The 4,219-nt window shown below is 45.9% G+C and carries 4 protein-coding genes and 1 pseudogene; 3 read left to right on the top strand and 2 right to left on the bottom strand.

Going from position 1 to position 4,219, the window contains the following annotated elements; all coding sequences use genetic code 11:
- Positions 1-324 precede the first annotated feature (324 nt).
- Both BA1DRAFT_RS22850 and BA1DRAFT_RS24760 read left to right on the top strand, forming a co-directional pair.
- Complete coding sequence (locus BA1DRAFT_RS22850; protein WP_268747256.1) at positions 325-642, top strand: group II intron maturase-specific domain-containing protein; 318 nt, start codon at positions 325-327, stop codon at positions 640-642.
- 414 nt (positions 643-1,056) lie between these two features.
- Entirely contained in the window at positions 1,057-1,152 is a 96-nt protein-coding gene (locus tag BA1DRAFT_RS24760) for a helix-turn-helix domain-containing protein (protein WP_072164842.1), read from the top strand.
- A gap of 334 nt (positions 1,153-1,486) precedes the next feature.
- Here BA1DRAFT_RS24760 and BA1DRAFT_RS21080 read toward each other — a convergent pair whose 3' ends face one another.
- Entirely contained in the window at positions 1,487-1,804 is a 318-nt protein-coding gene (locus BA1DRAFT_RS21080; protein ID WP_036783516.1) for a hypothetical protein, read from the bottom strand.
- A 411-nt stretch (positions 1,805-2,215) separates the two neighbouring features.
- Positions 2,216-3,259, bottom strand: a complete 1,044-nt coding sequence (locus BA1DRAFT_RS21075) for a tyrosine-type recombinase/integrase (protein ID WP_072164841.1) — start codon at positions 3,257-3,259, stop codon at positions 2,216-2,218.
- 238 nt (positions 3,260-3,497) lie between these two features.
- On the opposite strand from BA1DRAFT_RS21075, the pseudogene BA1DRAFT_RS21070 reads away from it, so the two are divergent.
- Positions 3,498-3,815: pseudogene (locus tag BA1DRAFT_RS21070) on the top strand (Tn3 family transposase); the annotation flags it as partial.
- Between the last annotated feature and the right edge of the window lie 404 nt (positions 3,816-4,219).

Below are 4,219 nucleotides of genomic sequence, written 5' to 3'. Positions count from 1 at the left end.
GGCTTCAATGGGAAGAGCCGGATGAGCGGAGACGTTCACGTCCGGTTCCGTGAGCGCCTTGGGGGGAGGTTCCCCGGGGCGACTCGACTGGTGATCCACTGCAAAAGTCATGCGCAAGCAACCATGCTGCGTGGTGCGCTTGAACAACGTCTTGCGGTTTGCAAGCTGGAAATGAGTCCGAGCAAGACAAAGATAGTCTACTGCAAAGATGGAAAGCGAACGGAAGACTACCCTGAGATCAGCTTTGACTTTCTGGGTTATACATTTCGGCCCAGGAAATCGAAAGCGAGCGACGGATCAATATTCCTCAGTTTTCTGCCAGCCATGAGTGGGCGAGCGGCCAAGGCGATCCGTCAAATCGTGAGAGATTGGAAATTGCAGCGGCGCACCCTTGTTCCCTTGGGAGAAGTGGCGCGTCGGATCAATCCAGTTCTGCGAGGGTGGATAACCTACTATGGGCGTTTTTACCAATCGTCGTTGTATCCAGTGATGGCACAAGTTGACCTGCATCTGGCCAAATGGATTGCCCGCAAACACAAACGTACCCGGGGAAGTCTGTCCCGCGCATGCCAATGGTTGCGGCGTATCCGCAGAGAGTGTCCGATGTTGTTTGTACACTGGCGCTTGGCCTATAGAAGCTGAACGGCTCAGCGACAAGAGCCGTATGACGCGAGAGTGTCACGTACGGTTCTGTGGGAGCGTAGGGGGGAGGTTCCCCCGCGCCACCCGACAACCCCATGATCGGCATCGCTCAGGCCGGTTGGTGATTGTGGTTGGTTTGGCGATTAATCAGATCGCACAATTCGGACTGAGTTCCATTCAAGTGATCTACTATTTTGCGCAGCTATTTACACGGTAACTCACTGGAAGCGATGCTTGCTTCTCTGAAAAACACGTTTACGGAAGGAAGTTAGCATATTCTTGTACTACACTTCTTCTGTCGATATATATTACATGTCATAAATGAAGGATGGTAAGATATGAAATATCAAGATAAAGAATCAGTTTCTGAATTCTCTGAAGAAGAAAATATGAATATTCCTCAACAACAAAATAATGTTCAAAAAAACACTGGTTCTTAGTGAGCAGCTTGTTACTACCGCATTAAACTGTAGGCCTAGTGAAATCTGGCCTAGCAGATACTTAAAATAAAATTTCTTAGGAATTCTGCTGAGCAGAATCCTTTATTATGATTAAACTGTAAGATTGGAATATTTCAATGTAAATTTAGGTGGGAGATCTTATCAAGTATCCTATTATCATCATCTTCAATATACTATTTATTTTGATATATTTTATATCTAATTCTAGCAACAGATTTCATAACAGCAAATATTACAAAAGGATTTTTAAAAAACATGAAGATCCGTTCTGGCCGTGATCCCGCTCCTTGCAAACCGTCTGTTCGCGGATGCTGAACAGTATCAGTTTATTGGCTCAATTCATGAAATTCTTGACGGATTTATTTGTATTCATCTATGGAAAACTAAATAAAACCGTCAGGATAGACTGATGACGAGACATGATCGGGCGTATATCCATGACTGTTCAAGTAAGACAAAATACCCTCATATAGTTCAAGAAATATATTTAATGTGCGGTGACATAAACATTCATCATCACTTTCTTTTAATATCCAGATATGAAAGATCTTTTCTTTAATTTCACTCCGAAGTGTTAAGCCGTCTACATAATCAAATGTCCCCTTTTCCATTTTATCTCTAGCCCATACCAACGCTGTTCCACCACGATTGATTAAAAAATTTAGTGCTAATAACACATCCTCTTTTTGTATTACATTCATCGTTCTTTACCTTTAATGACAAGTTTTTCCAAGTTGTTGTTTCCAGCGAATCTATATCATCATTGATAGTACTCTATTTCAATCTTGTAGTACATTACCATTACTATGATACAAGTGCCAATACTGTTGGCCTATTTGGTATATGTTTAGCACCAAAGGAGATAAGAGATGAATACTCTTAATGTAAGATATTTGCCCTTTTCCCAAGCACATCCCTATTATGTTCTTCTTTTAGATTATTCTAAAATTAGAATTGTGATGATTTAACGATACCGACATCCAGACTAAGTACATTACCACGTAAAAATGAGGCGGGATACCCCCCCTGAAACGTTTAGGTCAAAAGCCGACAAAAGCGGCAGTGGCAAGGATGACCGTACATCTTTCCCGCCGGTATGCCACTTTATTTGGTTAAGATCTGCCTTCCACGAGGTCAATCATCACGCTTCTTTTGGCCTCAATATTCCGGATATAGCCCAAGACGGTTTCCGGTTTTTTCCAGGTGCCTTCGTGCATGATCTGGGCCAGGCTGTAACCCGATTCGGTCATGTCCTGGGCGGCCCCCACCCGGGCGCTGTGGCCGGTCCAGGTCGCATACCGGCCTTTATTTTCTATGCCTTTTTTATCCCCGTGTGCCACCGTCCACGCCGCCGCGAAAATTCTTCTCAACTGACGGGTATCTAATGGTTTCTCCGTGCTGATGATCGCTTTATTCACCCGATGTACCTTACAAAACAGGTAGGCATCAGGATGATCCAGTAAGCCTGAGACGTTCAGCCACTTTAGCAGGCAGGCTGAGGCCCTGGGGCTCAGGGCTTTCGTGAGCCCGCGCCCGTCGACAATGGTTTTGGTGTAGCCGATGTTCAGCATCACACTGCCATCCCGGTTAAAAATCAAGTCCTTCACCCTGAGTCGGGCAATATTGGAAACCCGCAACAGGGTATTGTACGCCACAAACAGGAACGCCAGATTGCGGATCTCTTTCAGTCTGCCTGACGCTTGCCATGCCGCATCGACCTGATTCAGGTCGGTAATTCTGAACGGTATCGCCTGCCCTTCGGTTTCCCCCCTCACGATAGACACCCGGTGGATTTTTTTCAGCACCCGTTTCACCTGCTGACTGTCGCCGGCCGGGAGTAACCCGGCCTGCCGGTGCAACAGGTTCAGCATGGCGGTATAATTACTGATGGTGGCCGGTGCCAGCCCGTTTTCATGCAGCTCCAGCAGATAATCCCGCAGGTCATCGGCATCAACCGGCAGATAAGGTCGCCCTTGGGCAAGACACCAGTTGCACCAGCGCCGGGTGGCCTTGATGAATTGCTGCCAGGTGTTGTCTGCAAATGCCTCCCGGTCTTTGATAAACGCATTCAGATTCCGGAGGACTTCCTCATTCAGATCCGGGTTATCCGGTATTAATGTCACATCGTGGCCGATCCGCGCCAGTCCACCCGCCATAAAAACCCTCTCTCTCGGTTGCGCTACGTAAAAAGTAACGTAATAACCCCCACGAGGGGGCGCAGATTTCACGTAGACGCCTCATTCATTATGAATCAGAACCACCTGCAACTCATTCCCGGTTGGTCACGATATTCAATGCTCAATAGGAATTGACTCTCTGAATCGTCTCATCGGACAAGCAGTATACCACAATCAATGTCCGATAAGTCCCATTATCGGACATTGAAAAAAGGCCGGGGGCCAAGGAGTGGCCAGAAATGTCTTTCATGGAAAACGGGGAGAGCTGAGGCAGGCTTAGGAAGATCAACTTGGATCATTATGCCTGGTGCTCAATATTATTGTTCTGTGGAACACGATTTACATGGATGCAGCGGTCCGGCAGCTCAGACGGGAAGGTTATTCGGTTCAGGATGAAGATGTTGAAAAACTTTCGCCGTTACAATATGGGCATATCAATATGCAAGGGCGCTATTCGTTTACTGTGCCGGAGTCCGTCAGCAAAGGAGAATTAGGGGGTTGGTTCCGTTACTCCTCAAACCCAATATGTCACTGACAACACTTCGGAAACTATCTAGCCGGAACAAGTCTTGCTCTACGTGGAAGCGTTAAAGGTCAGGCCAGAACTGTAGCTGAGGTAGGATTAACATGTGAATAATACTGAACAAATCTTTCTGGCAACTTTATTCTATGCTGTGGAGATAGGTGCTGTTGGATACCTTCGAATTCTTTCCAGAGTAATAGTTACATCGTAACTTTTTCTATCTTTTCTTCGGTAAGGCAGGTTTCAATTCTATACTTGTCATTATAATAATTACCATAATTATGATAAATATTACAATTCCAGAAAGGAGTATCACTATGACCCGTAAGCTCATTGAATACATAGACGTTGCCAAGGCAGCACAAGAACTGGTTGATGCAGGTAAGCGTCCAGCAGTCATTGCTATCAGAGCTCTG

The sequence above is a fragment of the Photorhabdus aegyptia genome (assembly GCF_000612035.1).
Lineage (GTDB): Bacteria > Pseudomonadota > Gammaproteobacteria > Enterobacterales > Enterobacteriaceae > Photorhabdus > Photorhabdus akhurstii.
The sequence above is the reverse complement of the archived record's forward strand: the minus strand, read 5'-3'. Positions and strand labels throughout refer to the sequence as shown.